The sequence below is a fragment of the Acinetobacter sp. YH12105 genome (assembly GCF_013419095.1).
Lineage (GTDB): Bacteria > Pseudomonadota > Gammaproteobacteria > Pseudomonadales > Moraxellaceae > Acinetobacter > Acinetobacter pseudolwoffii.
The window spans coordinates 194,140-219,462 of the sequence record NZ_VPAU01000002.1 but is presented as its reverse complement, the minus strand read 5'-3'; the positions used below and the strand labels follow the sequence as shown (position 1 = coordinate 219,462).

Here is a 25,323-nt window from a genome sequence, read left to right as displayed (position 1 = left end):
TTTACGGATGTAATGTATGTACCTGTAATTGACCTTCATGGATCAGTTGATGCGCCATCTCAGCAGTTTTCTTTAAACCGGGCATACGATATTCAGTATGTCCGAAATCTTTAATGGATTTCCAGCGGCCGCCCCAGGTCAAACCCACCGATTCAGCGACCTGACCATATAATTCATAACCGCGCATGGCCCAAGGATCACGTTCTGTAATGACTACTTTGCCATGCCGTTTAAAGGCAATATCTGCAGCCAATCCAAATTGATGATAACTCTGAAAGCCTTTAGCCTTGGTAATATTACTATCGGCTGCCAACGAATTTTGCCGTTCCGGACTCCGATAGCCTTCAAGTAAAACCAGCTCATAATCATGCTGTTCTTTCATGATTTTAAATACCATCAGTAAACGTTGCTTAAATCGTGGATTCATCTTATGCCATTTACGGTCTGCTGTACTGATATCTGAATGCGTAGGCATTGCTGATCTATGAATATCTTCAAGATTTGAATTAAAGCTTTGTGCTGAAATAGCCGGATGATCTGGAAAATGCTCTTGTTGAAGGGCTTCTATAATGAGGCGGTCAGCAACTTCAGGCGGAGCTGTCAACATTTGCCCATCCAAAAGAGCATAAATTTGTGGATCAACTTTCCTTAAATATTCAGATTCAAATTTTCTGGCAGTTAAGGGCTGGGTAAAAGCGAGTAGCAAAATACTGCCAAATAATATTAATCCGGTAATCAAAATCCACCACTGCTGAACATACCAATGAGAATGCAGATGTTCAGGCGAGGCCGCCCGATAAAATTTACGTGAAAAATGTATTGCTTGAGTCAATTGCTGTTTACTTTGCGGAATGAATCTGAGAAAAACAGCCTGTATCCTTCGTCTAAATTCATAGGACAGCAGGGCGAACATTACCAAACTCATTAGGGTGAAGCTACTCAATATGATAAAAATCATAAGTGAAATACTTGATCTAGTTCAGATTCCAACCCAATCTTTTCTTAGGCGATATAAATTGCACAACGGCGCAATTCTTCGCAAAGATTGCATTCAATTTTTCTGAAGTAAATACTTTTAAGTTTTTATTTTTATGAGCTTTCATGGTATTGATCTGAAAAATTTAATTAGGGTAAATGAATCGTAATATAAGCTTGCTCAGCAGGAGCGCTAATCAGATTCTGATATTGAGCAAAAATAGTTGTTTGTTCTGTCGATAAAACATATTTAAAAGCGACAAAGCTGAATACTGCAAATAAAAACAGGAAAATTAGAATCCAGAAAAATGGTAATTCTCGATGAATTATATGTCTGATTTGATCGGGAAGTGCGGAAAAAGGAGAGAAGGCCGTTTTATTAGCTTTGAGATAATCAATCTGATCTCCGACTCGAGCCACCAAACTATTCAAATGTTCAATCGATTCAATCCGGTATTTTCCCTGAAAGCCTAATAATAGACAGTAATGATAAACCTCTAATACTGCCAGTCGATCCTTGTCTTTATGACGGATGTTTTCCAGATATTCAAAGAACTGATAGCCAGCCAGTTGTGAACCAAACAGACTTAATTGCAACGGGCTCAACAGCCAGAAATTCTGCAAATCAAAAAAGCGCTCATCCTGTTGTGTGACAATCGTTTCGTCCAGTAAAGCACAATAGGCATATTTGGCATCTTGAATATCTTCAGCTAAAAATTGTACCTTACGTGCCTGGCTTTCAAATTGGCTGAGCATTTGCAAAACTTTCTCACGGAATAATTCTATATCAGCAGGTATGTAGTTATTTTTTACAAGAAAAACGATATAAAAACCATCATGCAATAAATCTAGCAAACTTGCCCCGTATGAGATATTGGTTTCGATAGATTGTCTTGCTATATCGCCGATTCCGTTCTGATCCTCTTCAAACAGTGAAGAAGGATTATTTGTGATTGTATTCATTTGAATATTCATCCATTCATAACCGCAATGAGTTCAATCGCAATATCCTGAAACCCATTCGGGATATAAACACAAATTGCTTCTGAATCCAGCATGCGCTGATACAGTTCATTATTTGGTTCGATCTCAAAATAATGAACACCGGATCGCACCGGAATTGCTGTAGGAACCTGCATAAGATGCTGCAATGGCACAGCAGGCAAAGCTGCAATTACGCGTTGTTCAACATCGATGGTACTGCCGACCTTGAAACGGACCGGAACATGCGCAATCAGATTATGCGCTGGCATTACGCTACTCGATACAGCCAGATATAACCTGGTATTTCGGCTGATTTTGTCTGTTTCTAGACTCCCAATCCAATAGGATGGACGTGTTTCTTTTAAACTGATACTGATATAGCGATTCGAGATAATCGTATCGAGTAAATCTCTGAGAATAATATCCAGCTGATTAAAGCTGTCGTAAAGTTGATGGTGTTGATACTGTGGCAGTTGATCAATCTCATAAGCAGTCGAGAAGGTGAGTAAAGATCCAGTAAGTCGTAGCAGTTCCGCATATAGTCGCTCCGGATGAATTTGCGGATACTGCAAAATATGGTTCAAGCTTGCATGGGCTGTATTTAAGGCATTTACCAGCCAGAAAGAGACAATATCTCCCGAGCGAAATTCAATCAATTTCTGTTCATTTTCACGGTTATTGGATTGAATCGTCTTAATTTTGGCTCGAATGATATTTAAGCTTCGCTTTAAATTGTCTAGCAGATACTCACATGCCTGGATATGTAGAATGGGAGGAATAAACTTATGATTGAGAATAAAATTTCCTGAACTTTGTCTCTTGATTTGAGCAACCGGGATATATAAATAGCCATCCAGATGCTGTTGAGGTATTTGTCCGAGTTCAAATAGCTTAAATTCAGCACGACGGCGTAACAGGGTGATTTCTGCAGTCGTTGCATCGGTAAATAAGTCGTGGGTTGAAATTAACTGCGAGTGATAGCGGCCAGCCTGAGTACTTTCGGCATGACTTACATTTTGTTTATTCGGTTGTAGCATCGGTAAAGCCAAATAAACCTGCATCTCTCCATGCAGGTTTAAAGCATCCAGTTGCACGGGTTCCGGTAATAAATCCTGTGCTGGTGCCTGATAAATTTCACCATCCTGCCAAATCATTTCAATTTTACTTAATGCCAGTATGTGCATATTGAACTGTGCTTCATCAAATTGGATGGACTGAATTCCATGAGCAAAAGGAAATGTCGCACGAATCATATGACTCAAACGTTGCTCATGATAAGCATCTTGTAATTGAAAATGTTGCGGTCTTAAAAATAGACCTTCGCCCCAAAGTACTTTTTCTGCTCTGAACATTTTAATATTTACCATTCATTCTTTGATTCATTATTGGTATGTACACCCAGTAATTCATGGACATGCTCTACAGGATTCTCATTTTTGATGACTTGAGCCAGCCATTCATGTAAGGGCAGCTGACTCCATTTAATTGTTTTTTGTAGCATATAGCTCACTGGGCTATGTGGTTCATTGATCTGAAAATACTGAGCAATCTCTTGTAATAACTGCATTGCCTGTTGACGATTGGCCAAATGGTTTTGGGCGTGGGGCTGAAATTTTTGCAGATTTGAATTTGCATGCGAGATATTCATCACAACTGCTTCCGAAGTATGAGGTTGTGGTGAGTTCACCTGATCTAATATTATTTCGGAAGGTTGCTCAAATGTTTCGATTTTATAGATTCGCTTGATACTGGTGAATATTGCTTCGAGCTGAGAGTCTGTGGCTGCAAAACTTGGTGCATCCAGACCCAACAGTTGATCCAAAGTGGTTTTAAGTTTCTGCCACTCTGTCTGAATCTCCAAAAGATATTGATTATTTCGGCTCAGTATAGATTTGTCAGTATTTAGCAATAGTTGCTCAAAATATTCCAAGTCCTGAACAGGATCATTTTCAGAAGAATAATCCTGTTGTTTTAGTTGCATATTGCGCTGATGTAAAAGTGCTTCATATGTACTTAAACTATAAAAAGGTGCGGAGCTGACCAAAGGAATCTGTTTCATTAGTATGGGGAATTGTGCAATCAAACCTTGCAACAAACCCAAACGCTGATCAAAATTATCCTCTTCAATAACAGGATGTATCTCTAACCAGTAGCGCCCCAGACTTTGTTGGCTTAGTTCTAATCCTCGAGCAATACCTTCAAAACCATATAGATGACTCCATGCCTGAATGAGCCAAGTATATAATCGAATATCCTTGGTTTTTTCGCACAATAATTCAATTATTTTGTCATTCACAAATTGCCAATCCGCTTGTTTGGGTTCAGCGATCCAGTCACCTTGATCCAATAGGGGATCATCCCAAGTTTTGGCTTTTTTAATCGCATGAAAATCATTTGAAAATGAACAATCCACACCACATGGCTGTTCAATGGAAATTCCTTGCAATAAATATTCAAATTTCAGTGTCATTTCTATACCCATTCTTATATTTATTTGTTTTTATTATTTAATCTGATCATACAACATCAGCTGTATTGCTTTTAAAACGAAATTTTTTAACTGTTTTAATTTTTGGATCTACACTGTAAAGGATTTCATCTTGCTGGACATCAATATGAATTAATTTAGGCAGCTTTTCTTCACTCATGGCCATGAGTATTTCTGTAGCCAAAGCAGGCAATATGGAAGCATTTAAAATATGATCAATATTACGTGCACCGCTATCAACTTCAGTACAGCGGCTGAGTAGTAGTTCAAGCACGTCTTCATTATAAGTAACTTGCATGGCATATTGCTGCTGGATGCGTTGGATAATCTTTGCTAGTTTATGCTGAATAATCCGGATTAACAGTTCATCGTGCAAAGGATAATAAGGCACGATCTGCATACGTCCTAGAAAGGCCGGTTTAAATTGCTGATATAAGCTTGGTTTTAATTGATTTATCAAAGTATTGGCATCTGGCCAGTTTTCCCTAGGTTGATTTAAACAAGCCTGCATCATGGCACTGGAACCCACATTCGACGTCAGCAGAATCGTAGTGTTTTTAAAATCGATTAGTCGGCCTTCGCCATCTTCCAGCATTCCTTTGTCAAAGACCTGATAAAATAACTCCTGCACATCAGTATGCGCTTTTTCGATTTCATCCAGTAAAACTACGCTATATGGATTACGGCGCACAGCTTCCGTCAATACGCCTCCTTGACCGTAGCCGACATAACCTGGAGGCGCACCCTTTAAGGAAGATACAGTATGAGCTTCCTGATATTCCGACATATTCACCGTAATCAGATGTGACTCACCACCATATAATTCCTGCGCCAAGGCGAGGGCAGTTTCAGTTTTCCCTACACCACTTGGGCCAACTAACAAAAACACAGCTTGCGGTTTGTTCGGATCATCCAGTTGAGCTTTAGACGTTTTAATGCCTTGTACCAGCTGTTGTAATGCATCATCCTGGCCCATGACACGTTGTGATAATTTATCTTGGAGCGTTAATACTTGCTGGATCTCATTATTCATCATTTTTCCTACCGGAATTCCAGTCCAGTCTGAAATGATTTGATTAATGATAAGCGTGTTCACACCTTCAAAGACCAATGGATCCTGAGCCTGAATCTGGGCTAAATGTCTGCGTAATGTTTTTATTTGATTCTGCTTCTCACTCTGTTCGGGTTGAGCTTGTAAAGATTTGATTTGCTGAATTAACTCTAGTTCTTGCTGCCATTGGCATTTTAGCTGTGAAATTTCCTGTTCTAAGTTGGAAATTTTTTCTGATAATTTAATTAAACGCTCTTGATGCATAAGATGATCTTGATGCTCTTTGTGTAAAAGGCCATATTCTAGTTGAGAATTATGTAACTGTGCCTGTAACTGATCTAACTTGACCGGTTGCGAATTTTGGCTCAAAGCCACCCGTGCTGCTGCCGTATCCAAAACACTAATGGCTTTATCTGGTAATTGCCGCCCACTGATATAACGATGCGAATTACGTACCGCAGCAATAATGGCTTCATCATCAATGTGCAGCTGAAAATGCTGAGTCATGACCGGAATCATGGCCCGTAACATATTGATAGCCACTTCTTCAGTCGGTTCTTCTACTTTCACGACCTGAAAACGCCGACTAAGTGCAGCATCTTTTTCAAAATATTGTTTGTACTCAGCCCAAGTCGTTGCTGCAATGGTGCGTAGTTCACCACGTGCCAAAGCCGGTTTTAACAGATTGGCTGCATCATTCTGACCAGCTTGACCTCCCGCACCAATCAGGGTATGGGCTTCATCAATAAATAAGATAATAGGATAACGACAAGACTGAACTTCCTGAATGATTTGTTTGAGTCGATTTTCAAATTCACCTTTGACACTGGCACCCGCTTGTAATAATCCAAGATCCAACATATGCAGCTCTACATTTTTAAGTGGATCAGGCACTTGATGGGTGGTAATTTTAAGTGCCAGTCCTTCTACAACGGCAGTCTTTCCTACTCCTGGCTCGCCAGTAAGAATAGGATTGTTTTGACGACGGCGCATCAGGATATCTAGCATCAAGCGGATTTCGAATTCACGACCAATCACTGGATCAATCTGGCCTAGGCGCGCTTTTTCAGTTAAATTTATTGTGTATTGATCGAGTGCTGGGGTTTTATTAAATTCTGGCTGTTGAGCGGGTGAATTTTCTTGTATGTTGCTGCAATGAATATGATCTGGGCTTTCAATACTTTGTTTACAGTGCTCTAAAAATTGGTGCTTCATGCTATCAATTGGAAATAGCTCAAATAATGCAGAGGCACGAATCGCAACTTGATATAGATCCGGTGCAGTAAGCAAAGCAACCAGTAAATGTCCACTCCGGATCATCGGATTTTTTTCTGCTGAAGCCAAAAGCCAGGCTTGTTCTAATACACGAATAATCGATTTAGCAAAGATAGGAGTGCGAGAATTCCCTTTATTCAGTTGTTGAATACTCAGACGAAGCTCATTAATCAGATTATCTTCATCAATTTTATATTTTTTCAGCAAGAACTTTATATCATTTAATTCATTTTGTTGTAGCAATTCTAAGAAAAAATGCTCAATTTCGATTTCATAATTTTGATTTTTAATGCAGGAGTTCGCCGATTTTTCAAGGCAGAGGCGCGCATGTTCGGATAATTTTGTAATCAAAATTTTTAAATTACTCATATTTTTCTCTTTTCAATATATAGCCTGATATTTTGGGAATTTATAGCTATATGATTCTTATTATTAAGTTTAATTTTTATTTATTTAAGTTTATCTATAAGCTATCAAAATATTTTGACGCACTATTTTTGGCATATTCTACTCAAATCCAATAAAAAGTCTGCATTCATTGATCGGAATTTAGCAATTTTAGCAAATTACATAAAATTTTTAACTAAAACTCATTTTCGTATTGACTTTTTGTGATCATTTTTTGTTAAATCCACATCACGATTTTAAAATTATAAGAATAGAAAAATCATTTTTTAATATTCAAAAATAAAAAACAACAAAAAATGAGGCTCACTTTGAAAAACAATTTAAGTTTTATCGTATTGCTCATCTCAGGAATGGCACAGCTATGTTTTGCTCAAACCCACGCTGCAGAATTAAATCGATCATGTATCAAGGCCTATCCACAGGCAAAGGATGTTACTGATTTAGCACTGATCGGTTTATATCAGCAGCTGTGCGACAAATCGGTGAAGAAAAATATTCAGCTACAGCATCAACTCAATACCCAAATCGCCAAGCGCTATGTCGAACTAGGATATAACCTGAAGGCATTGAATTTAATCGAGCAATTACATCAGCAGAATTACCATCATCAGGATTTAACTGATCTTGGTTTTTTGGCCGGTATTGGAATCTCTGCCGGAAGTTTAGAGCAGATGCGTAGTACAGAAGTTCGTGCTTTAAACGAATTTACCTATCCGCAAGCCAAATCACTGACTGAACATATTTATCTGGCACAACCCGCACCGAAATTTTCTGAATCTTCATCCCATACAGCGTTGAATTCGAAATCAAAACAGATAAAAACCAAGGCAAATACTACGCTAAAACAAAATGTTAATCTAAAGAAAAATAAAACATCGAGTAATAATACGAAAGTGAATACAGCAGCCATGAACAATAAGAAACCAGAAAATATAAGCACTCAAACCCATGGCCTCACTACCAATCCATTTGGATCATTAAAAAATAATTAACAAGGAAAATCATGATGGCTAAGCGTGAAAGTGTACAAAAAAAATTACAACGCATTCGGCCGCCGCGTGTGCAATTGACCTACGATGTCGAAGTCGGGGATGGCCGTGAAGTCAAAGAATTGCCATTTGTGGTCGGAGTATTGGGAGACTTTTCAGCAGCCTCTGAACTGAAAAGCAGCAAGCTTAAAGATAAAAAATTTATCAATGTAGACCTCGAAAATATTGATGAGGTAATGCAGTCCTTAGCACCCCATGCCAGTTTTCAGGTGGACAATAGTTTAACCGAAGAGGGCGGCAAAATTTCGGTAGATCTGATGTTCCATGCTATGGATGATTTCCTGCCGGAACAGGTAGTACAACAGGTTGAACCTTTGCGAAAACTGGTTGAAGCAAGAGAACGTTTAACTGATTTGCGCAATAAGATTTCCAATAATGAACGCCTGGAAGATTTGCTGGATGAAGTTTTAAAAAATACCAACCAAATTCAGAAAATGAGTGTGGAGGCAGACAGTGAATCATTCTAATGCTGCAATTGTCCCAGATGTATCTATTCAGGAATACTCGGTTCTGGATTCTATCGTTGAACGTAGTCGAATTGCCCGTACCGAAGAGGAACATGAACGTGCTAAAAGCCTGATTGGTGAATTGGCCAAGGAGGTTATGGCCGGTACGATTATAGTCTCTGAAAATATGACACTGGCTTTAGATAAACGTATTGCAGAAATTGATGCCTTAATTTCGACTCAGCTCAGTAAGGTTATGCATCACGAACAGTTTCAAAAAATCGAATCTACTTGGCGTGGACTATACTATTTTTGTCAGGAAACGCCATCACATTCTTTAATCAAGATTCGCATGCTGAATACCACTAAAAAAGAACTGGTTAAAGATTTTCAGAGTGCAACTGACTTTGATCAAAGTACATTATTTAAAAAAATATATGAAGAAGAATATGGTTCTTTTGGTGGAGCGCCTTATGCCACTTTAATTGGCGATTTTGAATTTGATCGCACACCGTCAGACCTGTATCTGCTAGAGCAGATTTCACATGTGGCAGCCGCCGCACATGCACCATTTATCTCTGCGGCAAGTCCTTCAATGTTTGGACTGGAAGCTTTTACCGACATCGATCGTCCACGCGATGTGTCCAAAATCTTTGAAACAGCTGAATATGTACAATGGCGTTCATTCAGAGAAAGTGACGATGCCCGTTATATGGCATTGACCATTCCGCGAGTATTAGGCCGTTTACCTTATCATCCGAAAGAAGGTACTGCGACAGCAGGCTTTAACTACGTGGAAGATGTTTCCGGTAAAAATCACAATGAATACCTCTGGATGAATGCTGCTTATGCCCTGGGTACACGGTTAACCAATGCCTTTGACATGCATGGCTGGTGTGCGGCAATTCGTGGTGTTGAAGGTGGCGGTCTGGTCGAAGGTCTACCAGTACATACATTTAAAACCAATGATGGGGAAGTCATTTTTAAATGTCCGACGGAAATTGCCATTACAGATCGTCGTGAAAAAGAACTCAGTGATCTTGGATTTATTCCGTTGGTACATTGTAAAAATACGGATTATGCTGCCTTTTTCGGCGCTCAATCTACACAAAAACCAAAGAAATATGCAAATGACCTGGCCAATGCCAATTCTGCATTATCAAGTCAAATTCAATATATTATGGCAGTTTCACGTATCGCCCATTATTTAAAAGCCATGATGCGTGACAAGGTGGGAAGCTTTGCATCAGCAGGAAATGTCGAAGCATTTCTAAATGATTGGCTGTCTCAATATGTACTCTTGGATGACGGCGCTTCACAGGAAGCCAAAGCACAGTATCCACTACGTGAGGCTTCTATCAAAGTTGTAGAAAATCCGGCAAAACCTGGACACTACAAGTCTGTGGTCTTTTTGAGACCACACTTTCAGCTAGACGAGTTGTCTGTCTCTTTGCGACTGGTCACTGAGCTGCCGCAGTCAAGCAATTAAAGCTGTTGGCAAAATTATAATAACGTTTATAACAATAGGAAAATTATTAAAAATGAAAGATATTTACGTCCAATTTCGAGGCAAATATAAAGTCGATGGTGAATCTCGTGATTCAGAACATAAAAGCTGGTTAGAAGTGAACTCTTGGTCTCACAATATTCGCCAGCCAAAATCGGCAACCTCTTCCAGTGTAGGTGGTCATACTGCAGAACGGGTTGAACATTCTGACATGATTTTTATGAAAGATCTGGATGCAACCAGCCCAAAACTTTGGGAAGCATGTTCAGCAGGTTATACCTTTGATGAAGTACAAATCGATTTTTATCGAGCGAATGGCGATAAACGCATTAAATATCTACAAATTAAATTAAAACATGTGTTGGTTTCACAAGTGACTCCAGTAGTGAATCAAGAAGGTGTTCCAACAGAAGCTTTTGGTCTGAAATATGCAGCAGTTGAATGGACTTATAATCAACAGGATATTAATGGCACGCAAAAAGGTGCAGTGACCAAGAAATGGTCATTGGCAAATAACACTGCATCTTATGCAGCATAATTTGCTCCTTTAGAGGCTGATCCTGATCAGCCTCTCTCAGAATATTTAAAATAATAAATAAAATTAGAAAATAACAATATGAATTTGGATCAGCTCCATCCTTACGGATTTAGAACAACATTATTTGACCGTCTCTTGCCTCAGAACCTAATGAGTGTACAAGGGCTTTCTTTGCAGGCCTTAAGAGAATCAGTCGCTACTGATCTGGAAGATCTATTAAATAGCCGCATGGCTAATCTGGAGGGCAGGGTTGATCGCTATGATCAGGTCAAAGGTTCCATTCTTCAATTTGGCATTATAGATTTTGTCGGTCTTTCAACGGCGAATCCACTGGATCGGGACAAAATCTGCCGTTCTATTGAGCAGTCTATTCATGTTCATGAACTACGTTTAAAACAAGTTAATGTAGAGATGCTGGTCGATGAGCAGAATATGGGGAGCTTGTGTTTGAGTATCCAAGCTTATTTAAATATTTATCCACTCTATGAGCCGGTGATTTTTGATGCTTTTCTCAACCCCACAACACAACAATACGTGATTTTGCCTAGAACATCAGCAGGTGTGCTGTGATTGAAGAATTATTACCGTATTATGAAAAACAATTACAGGAATTTGGACAACAATCACGAGAATTTGCCAAAAAATATCCGAAAATTGCTCAACGTCTTGCTCTCAATCAGGAGCAAATTGATGACCCGCATATTGAACGATTGATTCAGGCATTTTCACTCATTTCCGCCCGCATTGATAAAAAGTTACATGACAGCTACGAGGTATTCACTCGCTCTATTTTTGAGGTGATGTTTCCGCAGTATCTGAAACCTTTTCCAGCATGTTCAGTGGTCAGTTTTGAGGATTGCAATAAAATCCGACAGCTTAAAAGTAGCCAGCAGATTCCTAAAAAAACTGTACTAAAATCAAAAAGTACCCGTGGAGTACAATGCGAATATCGTACGGTAAAACAGGTTGAACTATTACCCATCGGATTAAAATCGCTCAGTTTTAAAACACATGCTTCGGCACATATTCATTTAAATCAGAACGCAACTCTAATCTTTGGTTTCGAGATTTTTAACCAGCAGCAACGACTGCTAGACCAACAAAAACTGCCGATTTATCTTGATGCAATTTCCAATCTCCCCTTGCAAGTACTGGATTGTATTTTTAAACCCGAGACCCGTTTTTCTATAAACACACAGACCCAAAAGATTGATATTGAAAATCCATTTGAGTTGCAGGGTTTTACTGAGACAGAAAGTGTATTACCAATCGATCAGCATACTCACCATGCTTATCGTTTATTAATTGAGTATTTTTGCTTTCCAGAGAAATTTAATTTTCTTGATTTGAATCTGAATTTTCTAAAAAACCTGAATATAGAAACTACAGAATTTGAATTAAAGATTCACTTTAAAATGAATCTGAATGATCAGGCAATGATCCGAAACTATTCAGAATTAAATAGCGCCAATTTTAAATTATTTGCAACTCCCATAGTGAATTTATTCCCTAAACAGGCTGAACCACAGAAAATTGATCATCAACGCCTTGAGTATTCACTCATAAGTGATATCCATCATCCTGAATATTTTCAGGTCTATGCAATCACTGAGATGAATATATTACGAGAAAAAAATGAAAAAAATCAGATGATTTTTTCAGTCTTACCTTTTTTTGCTATGAGTCATTATCATCAGGCAGATGGGCAGTTTTATTATCATCTACTCCCTGAGGACAATAATAACCGTACAGGACTAAAATATTCCATTATTTCAAAATCTTTAGAACCGCATCAAATTTCATCAGACTTTGTCAGTATCCAGTTACTATGCTGTAATCGGGATCTGCCTTATGAAAGTTACCATAAAGATCAAAACACCTTATCTTTAAATGACAGTAGCTTGATGCGGAAGGCGACCTTAGTCAAAAGACCTAATTTACCCTATTATTTTGATCAAAAACTGCAGGAACAGTGGCGGATTATTTCGCACTTATCATTAAATAATCTATCTTTAATGCAAGGGGATGCGGTCAGCTATATTAAAGAATTACTTGAACTTTATAACTTGCCACAATCCAAAGAAAATCGCCTCATTATTAACTCAATTCAGACTGTACAATTTTCCCTGACGCAGAAACTGCGTGAGCATAAACCGTTTCCACTATTTGTACGTGGTGTCAAAGTTGAAATTCAAATTGATACCGAAATATTTCGGGGAGCTAGTCTCTATATATTTGTGCAGGTTTTAAATCATCTCTTTAATTTAAAGGTTCAGATGAATAGTTATGTAGACATGCACGTTATTGATTCAAAATCAAAACAGGAGTTATACCAATGCGTACAGCAGATTGGTGGCAAAAGGCTTCTGTAGTTGACCGGCTTTATCAGCAACCGACCAGCTTTGAATTTATTCAAGCCACGCGATTATTAAGGCATGCGCCTGAACAGAAAAACGAGCAGGAATGGAGTAAAGCCTTTCAATTTATCAGTTCACTGAATCTTAATTTTCCAGTCTCTGAAATTGAATCCCTACAAACTCAAGATAAGAAAGTGCAGATGACCAATTTAATTGTTGGGCTAACTGGTATTCTGGGAGAATTGCCTTATATCTATACGGATAAAATTAAACAGGGCACACGGGCACAACGAGAAGAAAGCTTGCATTTTCTGGGATTATTCAATCATAAGCTTACTGCACAATATGTCGATGCCTGTCTGAATTATCACTTAGCCTTACGCTATGAAATTGAGCAGGAAAATCATTATCTGAACCTGCTACATGCTTTGAGTGGCTATATGAGTCAGCAGCATGAACAGCAGAATATAGATGATTATTTTGCTGAATTTTCAGGTTTGATGCAGGGTCAAAATAATACACATTATGCCTTAAACAGCGTCCTGTCCTGTATCTTTAAGTTTAACTTTCAGATCAATGAGTTCATTCCAGAAACCTTTCAGCTTAATGAACAGCAAAGAAGCTGTTTGGGAGAATCACGACCGGTTCGGCTGGGAATCAATAGTTTTTGTGGCGAAAGACTTGAGCAAATTGATGAAAAAATTGAAATTGAAATCGGCCCATTAAAACGTGAAGACTATCTGAATTTTTTATCTGAAGGGATCCATAGTGTCAAATTAAAAAAGATTCTTCAAATCTGGTGTAGCCCAACCTTATTGGTAGATCTCCGGCTGATTCTAGAAAAAGATGAATTATGTTCAGTCCAGCTCGGACAAGCGAATCCTATGGGTTTGGCAAAAGGGGCGGTATTGCTGGCCAATCAGGCGACACATAATACGCAAACTTGTTATAGCCTGATAGGAAGCCTGTCATGATCAAGCCTGTCATTCAGACTTTTGTAGGCTTATTTGTGCTTACGAGTGGTCTTGTCATTTATTACTGGAGAGACATTCAGTACGATCCATCCAATATAGAGTTGACATTGTATTTCGGTATTTTACCTTTACTACTTTGCCTGCTGTTATTTACACCTTATTTGATCTATAAAGCGCTAAAAAAGTATCAGCAAAGAAAACAAAAGCAGCAGGATCAAGCAAATTCATTGGCTCAAATACGGCAGCAAGATTCTGAAAATACAAAAGAAACCTTAAAGCCGATTGAAGATTACCCCCTTAATATTTTTTCAGCTGCGGCTTGGCACAGTTTTGGTAAAAATGCAGAAATTTTAGAGAAAATGATGCAGTTTAGTAGTCCAGAATTAGACCCCAAATTGCTGAATTATTTTGGTCTGCCGCTATTGGCATATCGTATTCATGCCATAGATTCATTGCTCGAAAAAGACCAGACTGAGCAAGGAATAATGACAAGCTTAGGTGGACGGCGGATTCAACACCTCATTCAAAATCAACTGGAGCAGCATCAGGAAAGCCTGAGCTTAATATCCAGACAGTTAAAACATTCTGCATTATTTTATGATCAGGAGCTGGCTTATCAATATCGAATGCATCCGGGATGGACACACGAAAATTACCAAGAAGATGAGAGTCATATTACACCTCTTATTACCGTACCAGTCGTTCGCTTAAATCGACTGAATCTTCATATTTTGTTAGCCGATCATTTGATTGATGATTGGAATGAAATATATCAGGAACAACTCTTAAGCCAGATTGAGCAGCAATATTCAATAATTCCTGCTCAGATTCATCTCCAGTTGCATTTCTTGCCAGCTGATCGTGCTTATTCCAACTGGTTGAATTTAATACAAGAAAGCGCAGGGCAATCCCATGAGGCCAGTCTTATTATCGTGGCAGATTCTGAAATTGATCAGGACTATCTCAATGATCAACTTTGGCAAAATGAACACTATATTGCGTCAGAATATGCTGCCAGCTGGTGTCTAGCTGCGCCTGAGTTAGAAATTGAAGGAATGATCCCGTTGCAAAGCCTGCAAGTAGCTAAGCATGTCACGCATTTGCAGGAATATCTGGCTCAGCATCAAGTTGATCTCTCTACTCAGCTAGAATGGCCTCAACCTTTTTTAGTTTTATTGGATGAAGTCACGCATTCCAAAAAAATGAAGAAAATACAAAAAAGTTTCGAAAATATTGACTTCGAACCAGATCATGTTGTTTATCCTAAAATTTATTTGGGGCATACGCAGCATTTAGCCACCGTTTTTGCTGCGATGTTGTCAGCACATCTAGTAGACAATGTCATTACAATAACCTATGGCCTACAACAAGAATCTACCTATTTATATTTTACCAATACAAAAAATGATCAACTCAATCAAAGCACATTAGTCGCTTAATTATTTATAAAAATTAAAATAAGAGATAACCGTGAATACACTATTTTATACCGTCTTGGGCTATGTCTGGCAGTACATTGGTAATCCTAAAGCGATGATGGCCTTATCTTTTTTAGTGGTCATTATTTCCATGAAGAATACGGTCGCTGATCGAGTCTTCTGGATTTTACTGTTGGTCTATGCTGCTATTTTAATAGGTTGGGGGATTTATGCATTTATCCAGCGTTATCGGTCTGCTAAACAGGACGAAAAAATTGCAACGGCCTTAGCTCAAAATACCGAGGCTGAAAGCAAGAATAATAAAGTAGAACTTCAGTTGATCAGTCAACAGGTCAAAGAGTCCATCCAGCTGATTCGTAAATCTAAACTGGTCGATTGCAAGGCTAATGCTGCACTCTATGAACTGCCTTGGTATATGGTGATTGGTCATCCTGAAGCAGGGAAAAGTTCTGCCATTTATCATTCAGGTCTACGCTTTCCATTTGAAGCAACCCATCAGAAAATGCGATCTGCCGGGCTCAATGGAACTCGAAACTGTAACTGGTTTTTTTCAACACAGGGTGTGTTGCTGGATACCGCTGGGCGGTATTCGGTCTATCCTGAAGACCATCCGGAATGGCTGGGATTTTTGAATATTCTCAAGAAAAATCGTGCTAAAGCCCCAGTGAATGGATTGATTGTGATGGTCAGTGTGGCCGAACTGGTCAACCAAAGTCCGGAGAAGTCTATGCAACTGGCCAAAAGTCTACGGGCGCGTATACAGGATCTGACTGAACGTCTAGAGGTATTTGCTCCGGTTTATCTGGTATTTTCCAAGATGGATCTGATTGCCGGATTCACGGAGTTTTTTGATTGTTATCATGAGCAGGAATTTGATCAGGTTTGGGGTGCCACCTTGGCCTATGAACCAGCTTCCAGTGAAAATGCTGTTCAGTTGTTTGAAAAGCATTTCAGTATTTTATATGACGGACTCAAAAATGTAAGTACGACCCACTTAACCCGTCGTCATTCGCAGCAGATATCACCCAGCGTGATGACCTTTCCTTTGGAATTTAAGAGTCTTAAACCAGTATTCAAGACCTTTATTGCAACCTTGTTTCAGGAAAATCCTTACCAATTTAAACCGGTTTTTCGTGGCTTTTATTTTACCAGTGCCTTACAGGAAGGCCAGATTGAAAGTCCAATGACAAAACAGATTGCTAAGGATTTTCATCTGATTCGCAGTGATGATGAAATTGCGCTATCCACTCCATCAACATCCCAGAATCAAGGTTATTTCCTGAAAAGCCTATTTTCTGAGGTCATCCTTAAAGATAAGCATCTGGTAAAGCAGCATATTAATCCGGCACGAAAACGTCAGCGCTTTATGGCTTTTACCGGGGCTTTACTCACAGTATCAATTGTACTGAGTATGTGGATATGGTCTTATCGGAATAACCAGCAGTTAATGGCTGAGGTTCAGGCTGACCTGAATAAGGTGGTGCTGATGCAGCAACAGTCAGGAACTGAACTGGCCACACAAACGGATGCATTATTAATCCTGCAAGCGCATTTACAACAGTTGGATCAATTTGATCAAAGGCTTCCATTCAAGTATCGTTTTGGTCTGTATCAAGGGCATCAGATCCGGGAAAAACTGCAAGCTGAATATTTGAAAGGAATTGAGCAATTAATCTTGCAGCCTACCCAGCAGAGTATTGCAGAATATCTACAACGGGTAAAACAGCATTCGGCGACTTTAAAAGAAAATCATATCAATGTACAAGTTCAGCCGGTTGCACAAGTTCAACAACTGGCCTTAGCGCCATCAGACCAAAATCCACAAGATGCCTATAATGCGCTTAAGACTTATTTGATGTTGAGCAACCGCCAATATATAGATTCAAGTCATTTGAGTGACCAGCTGACACGGTTCTGGCGAAACTGGCTTGATCAGCATCAGGGGCAACAGCCACGTACCGAAATGTTGCAAAAGGCCGAACAATTACTCAGCTATGCCATGACTTTGACAGGTTCAAGTTCATTTCCTCTGCTTAATCCTGATACTGTTCTGGTGGAACAGACCCGTCAGGTTTTGTCAGCACTGACGACAGGCGTATCCGCACGTGACCGTGTGTATAACGAAATTAAAATGCGGGCTTCGGTACGTTTTCCAGCCTTAACCATCAAGCAGATGGTAGGGGAAAGTGCTCAAACAATAATGTTGGGAAGTTATGCCTTACCCGGTTTTTATAGCTATCAAGCCTGGAATGATTATGTACAACATGCCATAGATACGGCAGCTCAAAGCTCAACCGAAAGCAAAGACTGGGTATTGAATACCATCCAATCAGATGACCTGAGTTTCAGTGGGAGTCCGGAACAAATTCGACGCCAGCTGACTGAAATGTATAAAAAAGAATATATCAGTGAATGGCGTAAATTTTTAAATGCAATTCATTATGCCAAGACAACCGATTTTAATCAGCATACCCGTCAGATTGATATTCTGGGTGAGCCAGAAAACTCACCCATCCGCAAGGTCATTCAACGTGTAGCACAAGAAACCAGCTGGGATAATCCTGTGGTGCAAGCTGAATTGGCAGTTCCACAAAAAGGTTTTATTGCCTGGTTTAAACGTAAAGTATTGCAACGTGATGATGTGAAACTGGCACAGAATTCTGCATCACATTTATCTCATGGCGTGATTTCTAAAGATTTTCAGTTGTTTTATCAGATTGTACGCTCGCGAGACGATCTGCAGAACCGGTCGCTGCTAGATGAGTATATGCAGTCCATGGCCAAGGTTCGAAGCCGTTTCAATGATTTAAAAAGTTCTGGCGATATTGGTCCTGCCAGCATGATCTTAGTCAAACAAACCATTGATGAGCAGAACTCTATCTTTAATATCACACAGAAATTTGTCGATGAAAAAATGTCGGTGGGAAGCAATGAGCTGGATCAACAGCTGATTAAAAAATTATTGAGTGTGCCGCTGACACGTTCCTTTGAAAGCCTGATGATTCCGGCCCAGGCTGAAATGAATAAATTATGGCAGATACAGGCCTATCAACCATTTAGTGGAAATTTGGCACAAAAATATCCGTTTAGCAGTCAGGCCAGTTTGCAGGCAAGCTCTCAGGAAATTAATCAGATTTTTGGTGAAAATGGCAGTATTGCACGTTTTGTCAAAGAGCATCTGGATCCTCTGGTGATCCGTCGCGGCTATAGTCTGACTTCAAAAACCTGGCAAGATTTAGGCATTAGTCTAAATCCTGCCTTTATTGCAAGTTTTCAGAATTATGTCGCACCGGTACATGGTCTGGCGACTGGAGAGTTAAACCATACCAATTCAAAAACCGTGAACCTCAATCAATCTAATTTTCAGTTTTATCCCTTAGAACAGTCTCACTTACTAGCGTATACCATTGATATTGATGGACAAAGAATGCTATTTGAAAATGGTGTTCAACAATGGGTGAATTTTATCTGGCCAAATCCTGGCACCATTCCGGGCGCTCGAATCACAGTAATCGATCTGGAAGGGAAGACCCATACCATATTTGATGAACCAGGTGAATATGGCATCAACCGCATGATTGATAATGCACAACGTACTCAAAAAGGCAATATTTTTGAAATGGTGTGGCGCAGCGAAGATCATCCTGAACTATTTGTGAAGACCCATTTCCGGCTGGTGAGTGGTAATAATTCAAGTTCTATCGGAGGTCAGCCAAATTATAGCAATTTGCAACTGGTAGATCAGATCGTCTCGAATAAATCGGTACGTGTGGTCGCTGCACAGCGTACTGCGGTGTCTGGACAAATAAATCAAACATCTATGCTTCCGGTAGGAAAAACAGGAGCGACGACGCCATGATCTTTTTAATCCAAAATAAATAAATAAATGAATGTCAGATGAGCTTAACTCACGATATTAAACTATAAAAAACACATGGGGTAGAAACCTGAAATGAAAATAAAAAAAACCTGCTTAAAATTGAATTATATAAATAAAATCATAATTTTATTATCTATATGTTTAGGCGGCGGCGTACAGGCCCAATCCATTATTGTTGAAGGTGTTGTACCGAATGACAGTACACAACAGGAAATTTTGAATAAACTCTATGCAACTTATGGCCAGAAAAATGTGATAAATCGCATTCAGATCCGTCAAGTGACAGCACCAATTGGATGGTCGAATGCGGTAAATAATGTGATTAATGATGATCTTAAAAAGGTAAAACAAGGTAAATTAACGGTCAAAGGGTCTAATATTCAGTTGATTGGTAAGGTTTTGAATCTTCATGAAATGGATATCACTACTAAAAAGTTTCAAGGTTTAATACCAGCAAATTATCATTTAAATGCACAGCTCACTGTAAATCAGGCAGAACAGCAGATTATTGATGCGGTATTAAAGAATCGCATTGTTGAGTTTGAATCTGGTAGTGCGGTACTGGCAGCGTCCGGTGCAAAGATTCTGGATGAAATGGTCATAGCTTTAAATAAGGTGAGCGGAAAGAAGGTACGGATTATTGGACATACTGATAGTTCCGGTGATGCCAACAAAAATATAGTACTGAGTCAACAGCGCGCAGAAGCCGTAAAGAATTATTTAATCAGTAAAAATATAGCAGCTGAAAATTTAAGTGTTGATGGTTTAGGGTCAACTCAACCTATAGCTAATAATTTAACAGCTGAAGGTCGTAAGAAAAATCGCAGGATTGAATTTGAAGTGCTTTAAAGCCTAGGTTGCTTGAGCATCATATCTATTTGTGGCTTACAGACTGATTTCGTATAATGTATATTATGTTAAATTGAGTACATGATACTTTAAGTTCATCTATCTTCTACTGTTCATAAAAGTTAATTTTGAAATTTTCAGCTTCATTACTTTTTAATGTCAACAGCTCATTTCTTTATAGAGATATGCCTCAAAATCTTAATGAGGTAAATCTCATATTTCCTTTTTTTCAAATGAAATTTCTCATACGCTATTACGTTAGCTATTACATTTAGTGTGATCATGTTAGTTTGGCTGCTTCAACACCTTCATGTAATTTTACTGGTGTATCTTCTTGCTAATATATTTATTGACCCTGCCAAACTTGGTAAAGGCCTATCCTTATCTAAAGCATTTTTCTGCTATTTATTAATCAGATAAATTTTGATGAATATCATAATTATTAATTTATTCAATAATTTTAGATGCTTAATTAAATCTAGAGCCATATCCTAAAAGGACATAAAAACTCTGATAGAAATGGTTGCTCAAAATGTGAGAGATAGAATGCTGTAAACCATAGGCGGTATTCTGTTCTATTAAGATTTAGACAATGGCGGTATCTAGTTTTACTTAAAATCATGTCAATCACAGCTCTATGAATAATTGATAAATCTCGAATGCATTCTGTTATTAAATGTTGAGACCGAATGCATAAAGCTAGAAAGCCTCTAAGATATTTCTAAACTTTGTACAGAAAAAGGGAAAACATGAATAACTATCCTGAAACCCCTGCTTCAACTGAAACTCAAGATCATCAACCTGGTGTGCAAACCAAAATGGATCCTGCACCGGAAGTCATCAAACCGAATTATAAAGGTAGCGATAAACTTAAAAGTAAAATCGCCCTGATCACAGGTGGCGATAGCGGTATAGGTCGGTCAGTCTCGGTCTTGTTTGCCCGTGAAGGTGCTGATATTGTGATTTGTTATCTGGATGAAGATCAGGATGCTCAAGATACCAGAAAGATGGTAGAGGATGCAGGACGGCGTTGTTTACTGATCAAGTGTGATTTACAAGATCAAGATGAAATCAAGAAAATGGTTGAGCAGACGCTTCAGGAATTTAAAACCATTAATATTCTGGTCAATAATGCCGGGGTTCAATATCCGCAAAAAAGTATTAGCGATATTTCTCCTGAGCAACTTTTTAAGACCTTTAATGTGAATATTCTGTCGATGTTTCACTTGACTCAGGCTGTGATTCCGCACATGCAAGAAGGTGACAGCATTATTAATACCACCAGTATTACCAGTTATCATGGACATGATGAACTGATTGATTACTCAAGTACCAAAGGTGCCATCACCACATTTACCCGCAGTCTTTCCACCAGTTTGTTAAAAAATAAAACCGGGATCCGGGTCAACGGCGTAGCACCCGGCCCCATCTGGACTCCCCTCATTCCAAGCAGTTTTGATGAAGAACAGCTCAAAGAGTTCGGTAAACAGACACCCATGGGTCGGATGGGCCAGCCTAGTGAAGTCGCACCAGCGTATTTATTTCTAGCGAGTGAAGAAGCCAGTTATATTTCCGGTCAAGTCATTCATGTTAATGGAGGCAGTATCATTAACGGTTAATTAGAATTTGAAGATAACAGTCAGTGAGAACCGTTATCTTCATTCATTTATTCTTCAGGTTTTCTATCACTTAAAAGATGCTGGTTTTATAAAATAATTTCAACAAATACATGACAGATATTTACCGCCATAGAAACAGGTCATTGTTATAGTAATTTCAGCCAACCTTGATGAGGACAGCAATATGCCTAGAGGTGACAAATCAGCCTATACCTATAAACAAAAACGGCAGGCCGAACATATTGAAGAAAGCGAAAAAGAACGCGGTCATTCTGAGGAGGAAGCCGAACGTATTGCCTGGTCTACTGTCAACAAGCAAGATGGCGGTGGCAAGAAAAGGAAAAAATCCCATTAATAATAGGAAGTTAGGGTAAAATACTATGTTGAAAGCTCGGCGAAAAACCCTCTCATTACTGCGTATGAGAGGGTTTTTAATCTGAATCTTTAATATGTATTTTCTACGCGCTGTTGAGTCCAAACCGGCCAGAGTTTTTCCAGCGTTTTTTCAAATTTCGAATTATCGGTTTGCCATTGTGGATTTTTATCTTTATCAATAATCAGTGCACGTACACCTTCAATAAAGTCGCCTTGCTCCAACCAGACATCCTGCAGATCTCGCTCCAGTTGCATACATTTTTCCAGCGATAAATTTTGTCCTGCCTGCTGTAACTTCAGACTCGTTTGCTTGGCCATGACTGGACGTTGCTGCAAGATGACCAGCATTTTATTGGCCCACTCCTGATCGGTAGCACTACTTGCATGTGCCAAACTCTGTTCGATCTCATCGAGGTTTGGATGGCCAAAATGCTGACTAATCAGATCTGCACGTTTTTGCAACTCGCTTTCTACCGGATGGGTAATGTACGCACTGATGATTTTCTGGATTTCAATCTGATTTAATACCGGTGCAGCAATCAATGCGGTTTCCAGTTCAGCAAAATTTTCACTCGGTACATGATAATCGACCAGATCCAGATATAGCGCATCACTGCTGCTGATCTGCTCCCCTGTCAACGCCATATAAATGCCTACATCATCCAGTCGGGAGAGAAAGTGGGTGGCTCCCACATCCGGGAAAAATCCAATCGCGGTTTCTGGCATGGCAAAGCGTGATTTTTCACTGCTCACTTTAATATGACAGGCTTGAGCCAGACCAAAGCCGCCGCCCAGAACATAACCATCCATCATCACGATGACAGCCTTTGGAAAATTGCGCAGTGTGCTCAGCATGCTATATTCAGTGGCAAAAAAATCCTGATATTGGGTATTGCCTGCCTGATAGCTGTCATACAGATAACGGATGTCTCCTCCGGCACAGAATGCCTTGGGACTGTTAGAATTGATCAGAATCGCTTGCACCGCTGGATCATGGCGCCACTGATCTAGTTGTGACTGAATCCCTTGAATCATCCGCAGGGTTAAGGCATTTAAATGACTGGTGCGGTCCAGGCTGATAATGCCTAAACGTCCTTGTACCCGAATCGCTAAATTATTTTCATCACTCATTTTATTTTCCTATTTTTGTTTTATTGATGGGTGAATTTGGCTGGGCGTTTTTCGACAAAAGCCTGCATGCCTTCCTTTTGATCAGCACCGGCAAAAATGGAATGGAATATCCGTCGTTCAAAGCGTAGACCTTCGGCCAGACTGACTTCAAAAGCCCGATTAATTGATTCTTTAATCATCATCACGGCCGTAAGCGACTTTTCAGCAATTTTTTCGGCAGCTTGCAGGGTTTGTTCTAGCAACTCTTCTTTGGCAAAGACACGTGCCACTAACCCACTTTGCTCGGCTTCTTGCGCGCCCATGTGACGTGCAGTCAGGCACATTTCCATGGCTTTGGCTTTACCTATCGCCAAGGTTAAACGTTGGGTTCCGCCAATGCCGGGCAATACCCCTAAGGTGACTTCAGGCAAACCGAATTTTGCATTATCAGCGCAGTAAATAAAATCGCACATTAAGGCCAATTCACAACCACCGCCCAAGGCATAGCCACTCACCGCAGCAATTAAGGGCTTACGGCGCTGGGCAATCCGGTCGGCCAGACTGAAAAAATCATCCAGATAAATTTGCGGAAAGTTTAAATCTGCCATTTCTTTGATATCTGCACCTGCAGCAAAGGCTTTTTCCGAACCAGTGATGACAATACAGCCAATCTGCGGGTCTTTTTCCAGCTGATCCAGCGCCTGATTCACTTCAACGATCAATTGATTATTCAAGGCATTTAAGGCTTGTGGACGATTTAAAGTAATCAGCCCGACCCCGTTACGCTGTTCGAGTAAAATAGTTTGCCATTGCATGATAAAAATCCCTTTAAAATTATAAACTACGTGCAATTACCAGACGCTGAATATCGCTGGTGCCTTCATAAATCTGACAAATACGCGCATCGCGATAAATGCGTTCAATCGGAAAGTCTTTCAGATAACCGTAACCGCCAAAAATCTGCAGCGCTTTGGAACAGACACGTTCTGCCATTTCCGAAGCAAAGAGTTTGGCCATAGAGGCTTCGGTTAAACAGCTTTCACCTGCTTCCTTTTTACGTGCAGCAAAATGGACCAGTTGTCGCGCCGCTTCAATTTCGGTGGCCATGCTGGCCAGCCTGAACGAAATCGCCTGCTGTTCAAAAATCGGTTTGCCAAAGGCCACGCGATCATGTGCATAAACAGTCGCTTCTTCCAATGCAGCGCGGGCCAGACCCACTGCTTGTGCGGCAATGCCGATCCGTCCACCTTCCAGATTGGCCAAGGCAATTTTTAAGCCTTCACCTTCTGCACCGAGTCTTAAACTTTCATGAACGCGGACATCGGTTAAAGCAATCTGACAGGTATCCGAAGCATGCAGACCGAGTTTTTCTTCGACCCGAATCACTTCATAACCGGGCGTGTCGCGCGGCACTAAAAATGCACTCATGCCTTTTTTTCCCGCAGTTGGATCGGTCACGGCAAAGACAATAATCATCCCGGCATTATGACCCGAGGTAATAAACTGTTTGGCGCCATTGATAATGTAGTGATCGCCATCTTTCACGGCCCGGGTTTTAATCGCTGCAGCATCCGATCCGGTATGCGGTTCGGTCAGGGCGAAGGCACCAATCATTTGCCCTTGAGCCAAAGGTTTTAGAAACTGCTGCTTTTGCTGTTCCGTTCCAAACTTGAGAATCGGCACACAACCCACCGAGTTGTGTACGCTCATGATGGCGGACGTTGCACCATCTGCCGCTGCCACTTCTTCGAGGGCCAGTACATAAGCCAGCGTACCTGTACCTGAACCGCCCCACTCTTCTGGAATCAGCATGCCTAAAAAACCTAGCTCACCCATTTGAGACAAGGTCTGTTTAGGAAATATGCCTTTTTGATCCCACTCGCCGGCAAAAGGTTTAACCTGTTCCTGAGCGAAGCTTTTGGCCATATCCTGAATCAGTTGTTGCTCTTCCGTAAATTGCATGGATGCTTCCTTCAATCTCTTTATTTAATATTTTTAT

General features: G+C 39.9%; 20 protein-coding genes. 12 read left to right on the top strand and 8 right to left on the bottom strand.

Translation table 11 applies throughout. The annotated features are described in order from the left end of the window. Nucleotide 1: 1 nt before the first annotated feature. From FTU44_RS02935 to tssH, 5 genes are all read right to left on the bottom strand, one after another. Nucleotides 2-958: a M15 family metallopeptidase gene (locus FTU44_RS02935; RefSeq protein ID WP_051064991.1), complete on the bottom strand. Its 957-nt coding sequence runs from the start codon at nt 956-958 to the stop codon at nt 2-4. Nucleotides 959-1,125: 167 nt separating this feature from the next. After that, a complete protein-coding gene (gene icmH, locus FTU44_RS02930) occupies nt 1,126-1,938 on the bottom strand; it encodes a type IVB secretion system protein IcmH/DotU (RefSeq protein ID WP_035337934.1) in 813 nt (270 codons plus the stop codon). Nucleotides 1,939-1,946: 8 nt separating this feature from the next. Next, complete coding sequence (tssK, locus tag FTU44_RS02925) at nt 1,947-3,311, bottom strand: type VI secretion system baseplate subunit TssK (RefSeq protein WP_180039987.1); 1,365 nt, start codon at nt 3,309-3,311, stop codon at nt 1,947-1,949. An 8-nt stretch (nt 3,312-3,319) separates the two neighbouring features. Further along, the gene (gene tssA / locus FTU44_RS02920) at nt 3,320-4,429 is read right to left on the bottom strand and encodes a type VI secretion system protein TssA (RefSeq protein WP_180049464.1); all 1,110 of its coding nucleotides are present in this window, start codon (nt 4,427-4,429) and stop codon (nt 3,320-3,322) included. A gap of 46 nt (nt 4,430-4,475) precedes the next feature. Continuing rightward, nucleotides 4,476-7,142 carry a type VI secretion system ATPase TssH gene (gene tssH / locus FTU44_RS02915; RefSeq protein WP_180049462.1) on the bottom strand — a complete coding sequence of 889 codons (2,667 nt, stop codon included), beginning with the start codon at nt 7,140-7,142 and terminating at the stop codon, nt 4,476-4,478. Nucleotides 7,143-7,489: 347 nt separating this feature from the next. Here tssH and FTU44_RS02910 point away from each other — a divergent pair, with 347 nt between their 5' ends. From FTU44_RS02910 to FTU44_RS02855, 12 genes are all read left to right on the top strand, one after another. Then, nucleotides 7,490-8,173 (top strand): hypothetical protein, encoded by a 684-nt coding sequence (locus tag FTU44_RS02910; RefSeq protein ID WP_180049460.1) that lies wholly within the window; start codon nt 7,490-7,492, stop codon nt 8,171-8,173. 14 nt (nt 8,174-8,187) lie between these two features. Beyond that, nucleotides 8,188-8,697: a type VI secretion system contractile sheath small subunit gene (gene tssB, locus FTU44_RS02905; protein ID WP_180049458.1), complete on the top strand. Its 510-nt coding sequence runs from the start codon at nt 8,188-8,190 to the stop codon at nt 8,695-8,697. After that, the gene (tssC, locus tag FTU44_RS02900; protein WP_005096859.1) at nt 8,684-10,165 is read left to right on the top strand and encodes a type VI secretion system contractile sheath large subunit; all 1,482 of its coding nucleotides are present in this window, start codon (nt 8,684-8,686) and stop codon (nt 10,163-10,165) included. Before tssB ends, tssC begins: the two co-directional genes overlap by 14 nt. A 52-nt stretch (nt 10,166-10,217) precedes the next feature. Continuing rightward, on the top strand, nt 10,218-10,721 hold the full coding sequence (locus tag FTU44_RS02895; protein WP_005096861.1) for a type VI secretion system tube protein Hcp: 504 nt from the start codon (nt 10,218-10,220) through the stop codon (nt 10,719-10,721). Between the two features lie 78 nt (nt 10,722-10,799). Then, nucleotides 10,800-11,291 (top strand): type VI secretion system baseplate subunit TssE, encoded by a 492-nt coding sequence (gene tssE, locus FTU44_RS02890; protein WP_005096862.1) that lies wholly within the window; start codon nt 10,800-10,802, stop codon nt 11,289-11,291. Further along, on the top strand, nt 11,288-13,093 hold the full coding sequence (gene tssF, locus FTU44_RS02885) for a type VI secretion system baseplate subunit TssF (protein ID WP_005096863.1): 1,806 nt from the start codon (nt 11,288-11,290) through the stop codon (nt 13,091-13,093). Before tssE ends, tssF begins: the two co-directional genes overlap by 4 nt. Next, nucleotides 13,057-14,052, top strand: a complete 996-nt coding sequence (gene tssG, locus FTU44_RS02880; RefSeq protein ID WP_100354989.1) for a type VI secretion system baseplate subunit TssG — start codon at nt 13,057-13,059, stop codon at nt 14,050-14,052. The genes tssF and tssG overlap by 37 nt, the downstream gene beginning before the upstream one ends. Then, nucleotides 14,049-15,491, top strand: coding sequence for a hypothetical protein (locus tag FTU44_RS02875; RefSeq protein WP_180049456.1), 1,443 nt, complete (start codon nt 14,049-14,051; stop codon nt 15,489-15,491). Before tssG ends, FTU44_RS02875 begins: the two co-directional genes overlap by 4 nt. A gap of 31 nt (nt 15,492-15,522) precedes the next feature. Then, nucleotides 15,523-19,350, top strand: a complete 3,828-nt coding sequence (tssM, locus tag FTU44_RS02870) for a type VI secretion system membrane subunit TssM (RefSeq protein ID WP_180049454.1) — start codon at nt 15,523-15,525, stop codon at nt 19,348-19,350. A 93-nt stretch (nt 19,351-19,443) separates the two neighbouring features. Further along, entirely contained in the window at nt 19,444-20,220 is a 777-nt protein-coding gene (locus FTU44_RS02865; RefSeq protein WP_180049452.1) for an OmpA family protein, read from the top strand. Between the two features lie 749 nt (nt 20,221-20,969). Continuing rightward, nucleotides 20,970-21,839, top strand: a complete 870-nt coding sequence (locus FTU44_RS02860) for an SDR family oxidoreductase (protein ID WP_074382801.1) — start codon at nt 20,970-20,972, stop codon at nt 21,837-21,839. Nucleotides 21,840-22,023: 184 nt separating this feature from the next. Beyond that, entirely contained in the window at nt 22,024-22,194 is a 171-nt protein-coding gene (locus FTU44_RS02855) for a hypothetical protein (protein ID WP_180049450.1), read from the top strand. Nucleotides 22,195-22,283: 89 nt separating this feature from the next. Here the strand turns inward: FTU44_RS02855 and FTU44_RS02850 are convergent, their stop codons facing one another. Genes FTU44_RS02850 through FTU44_RS02840 form a run of 3 tightly spaced genes read right to left on the bottom strand, consistent with a single transcriptional unit; the run spans nt 22,284 to nt 25,286 of the window. Further along, nucleotides 22,284-23,345, bottom strand: a complete 1,062-nt coding sequence (locus tag FTU44_RS02850; RefSeq protein WP_005096872.1) for an enoyl-CoA hydratase/isomerase family protein — start codon at nt 23,343-23,345, stop codon at nt 22,284-22,286. A gap of 20 nt (nt 23,346-23,365) precedes the next feature. Continuing rightward, on the bottom strand, nt 23,366-24,139 hold the full coding sequence (locus tag FTU44_RS02845; protein ID WP_005096874.1) for an enoyl-CoA hydratase: 774 nt from the start codon (nt 24,137-24,139) through the stop codon (nt 23,366-23,368). A 19-nt stretch (nt 24,140-24,158) separates the two neighbouring features. Beyond that, a complete protein-coding gene (locus FTU44_RS02840; protein WP_180049448.1) occupies nt 24,159-25,286 on the bottom strand; it encodes an acyl-CoA dehydrogenase family protein in 1,128 nt (375 codons plus the stop codon). Nucleotides 25,287-25,323 lie beyond the last annotated feature (37 nt).

Bases quoted from the DNA above. Each gene is read 5' to 3' on its own strand.
- FTU44_RS02845 (WP_005096874.1), bottom strand. From the start codon at position 24,139: ATGCAATGGCAAACTATTTTACTCGAACAGCGTAACGGGGTCGGGCTG.
- tssA (WP_180049464.1), bottom strand. From the start codon at position 4,429: ATGACACTGAAATTTGAATATTTATTGCAAGGAATTTCCATTGAACAG.
- FTU44_RS02865 (WP_180049452.1), top strand. From the start codon at position 19,444: ATGAAAATAAAAAAAACCTGCTTAAAATTGAATTATATAAATAAAATC.
- FTU44_RS02895 (WP_005096861.1), top strand. From the start codon at position 10,218: ATGAAAGATATTTACGTCCAATTTCGAGGCAAATATAAAGTCGATGGT.
- tssH (WP_180049462.1), bottom strand. From the start codon at position 7,142: ATGAGTAATTTAAAAATTTTGATTACAAAATTATCCGAACATGCGCGC.
- icmH (WP_035337934.1), bottom strand. From the start codon at position 1,938: ATGAATACAATCACAAATAATCCTTCTTCACTGTTTGAAGAGGATCAG.
- tssB (WP_180049458.1), top strand. From the start codon at position 8,188: ATGGCTAAGCGTGAAAGTGTACAAAAAAAATTACAACGCATTCGGCCG.
- FTU44_RS02860 (WP_074382801.1), top strand. From the start codon at position 20,970: ATGAATAACTATCCTGAAACCCCTGCTTCAACTGAAACTCAAGATCAT.
- FTU44_RS02850 (WP_005096872.1), bottom strand. From the start codon at position 23,345: ATGAGTGATGAAAATAATTTAGCGATTCGGGTACAAGGACGTTTAGGC.
- tssK (WP_180039987.1), bottom strand. From the start codon at position 3,311: ATGTTCAGAGCAGAAAAAGTACTTTGGGGCGAAGGTCTATTTTTAAGA.
- tssG (WP_100354989.1), top strand. From the start codon at position 13,057: ATGCGTACAGCAGATTGGTGGCAAAAGGCTTCTGTAGTTGACCGGCTT.
- FTU44_RS02855 (WP_180049450.1), top strand. From the start codon at position 22,024: ATGCCTAGAGGTGACAAATCAGCCTATACCTATAAACAAAAACGGCAG.
- FTU44_RS02875 (WP_180049456.1), top strand. From the start codon at position 14,049: ATGATCAAGCCTGTCATTCAGACTTTTGTAGGCTTATTTGTGCTTACG.
- FTU44_RS02840 (WP_180049448.1), bottom strand. From the start codon at position 25,286: ATGCAATTTACGGAAGAGCAACAACTGATTCAGGATATGGCCAAAAGC.
- FTU44_RS02935 (WP_051064991.1), bottom strand. From the start codon at position 958: ATGATTTTTATCATATTGAGTAGCTTCACCCTAATGAGTTTGGTAATG.
- tssE (WP_005096862.1), top strand. From the start codon at position 10,800: ATGAATTTGGATCAGCTCCATCCTTACGGATTTAGAACAACATTATTT.